Raw genomic sequence first — 1,723 nt, forward strand, 5'->3', positions numbered from 1 at the left:
CCTCGCGCGTGTGGATGGCGTTCGCCGGCGTGCGTACGTCCGGTCTTCGGGGTGGCGAGGCGCTGATAACCGACGTACTCTTTTGGCTGGCACTTGCGTTCTCGCTGTCGATTGGCTTCCTCGTCGCGTGGCCGGTGAACGTCGGTCTCGTGAACTTCGGCGTCAAAGAGGGGATGAGCGACCCCTCACAGATGGACTGAGTTCCGAAACCGAACCGCCTAACCACCCGGTCGCCGTTTCGTGGCTATGGAAGACGAAAGCGATGGGGTTCGCGTCTGGCTCGTCGAGCGCGGCTACAACAACCGCGACCTCATCATCCTCAAGTACGCGACGCCCGACGGCGAGCGGCTCTTCCGCCGAGAACTCGCCGCACAGGCCATCGGCGTCGACACCGTGACCGCCGCGAAGGACGTCTCGCCCGACGACCTCGAAGCCGTCGACGACGGGGATCTCAGGGAACGATATGCGAACGAAGTCGAACGCATGGCCGACGAACACGACCCCGACGACTCGATCTGAGGGGTCGAGTTAGGCCGCGCAGTTGTTCGCACCCGTTTCGAGCGTCGTCGCCTCGGTAGCGCTGTCGACGGTCTCGACGCCGCGATTGATGGCGATGACCGTCTCGTAGTTGTCCGGTTTCTCGGGCACGTTCTCGACCATCCGCTCGACGAACGCCTCCTCGTCGAGGTCGGCGAGGTCGAGGCGGTCGTGAACCTCGCCGAGGGGAGCGCCGACGAGGTCGCCCGGCACGGCGTTGGCGTAGGTGCCGTCGTTTTCGACCGTGACGTGGCCCGGCAGGACGGTGAGTTCGTCGGAGAGTTCGAGCAGCGTCTCGTGGAGGGTCTCGTACTGCATCCTCGCTCCTTTTTCAGCTCCTTCCTCGCCGAATTCGAGTTCGGTGCGTCCGACCGAATCGAGAAAGAGGCTATCGCCGGTCAGAACGGCCGTATCGCCGACGCGGTAGGCGACCATCTCGGTGGTGTGGCCGGGTGCCGCGAGGGCTTCGATATCGATGTCGCCCACCGAGAGCGTCTCGCCGTCGTCGAGCGGTTCGAACTCGTAGTCGAGATCGCGTTCGGTTGCTTGCTCGCCGAGATGATACGGAACGTCGAGTCTGGCTGCGAGGTCGCGGCCGCCGGAGAGGTGGTCGGCGTGGATATGGGTGTCGAGCACGCGGGTGATCTCCATCCCGTGCTCGGCGGCAGTAGTGATGTACTGGTCGGTGTGGCGGGTGGGGTCGACGACGACGGCTTCTCCAGTGGTTTTCGAGCCGACGAGATAGGAGAGACAGCCCTTCGCGCGGCGCTGGAACTGGACGAGGAGAAGGTCGTCATCGTCCGTGTCGACGTCCGCAGTTTCGTATAACTCGTTCCACTCGCGCATCCCGCCGGTGACGACCGCAACGTTCTCGAAGCCGTTGGCGTCGAGTTCGGAGGCCAGTCGTGTCGAGGTCGCACCCTTCCCGCAGATGGTGAGTATCTCGTCGCCGTCCGCCAACTGCTCGACACGCTCTTGCTGGTCGTCGTTCAGGGTTTCGGCCGGGCCGAACGGGAGATGCTCCGCACCCGTCACGCGCCACGAGCCGTAACTGTCCTCGGGCCGCGTGTCGATGAGAACGTAGTCGTCAGCGCCCGAATCCTGTCTGTCCGCGAGGTCTCTGGCGGTGATTTTCTCGAACATCGTCTACTCCTATGTACGGTATTGGGATGGATAAACATTTCTG

Annotated in this window: 3 protein-coding genes; 2 read left to right on the forward strand and 1 reads right to left on the reverse strand. The window is 63.6% G+C overall.

What is annotated here, in order from left to right:
* Nucleotides 1-200, forward strand: a 200-nt coding sequence (locus ACP97_RS08275; RefSeq protein WP_154019982.1) for a DUF4396 domain-containing protein, incomplete at its 5' end; no start/stop codon positions are given.
* A 46-nt stretch (nt 201-246) separates the two neighbouring features.
* Nucleotides 247-519, forward strand: coding sequence for a hypothetical protein (locus tag ACP97_RS08280; protein ID WP_049997368.1), 273 nt, complete (start codon nt 247-249; stop codon nt 517-519).
* Between the two features lie 9 nt (nt 520-528).
* Here the strand turns inward: ACP97_RS08280 and ACP97_RS08285 are convergent, their stop codons facing one another.
* Nucleotides 529-1,680, reverse strand: a complete 1,152-nt coding sequence (locus tag ACP97_RS08285; protein WP_049997369.1) for an MBL fold metallo-hydrolase — start codon at nt 1,678-1,680, stop codon at nt 529-531.
* Between the last annotated feature and the right edge of the window lie 43 nt (nt 1,681-1,723).

Origin of the sequence: Halococcus sediminicola (assembly GCF_000755245.1) — an archaeon.
In the GTDB taxonomy this organism is placed as follows: Archaea; Halobacteriota; Halobacteria; order Halobacteriales; family Halococcaceae; genus Halococcus; species Halococcus sediminicola.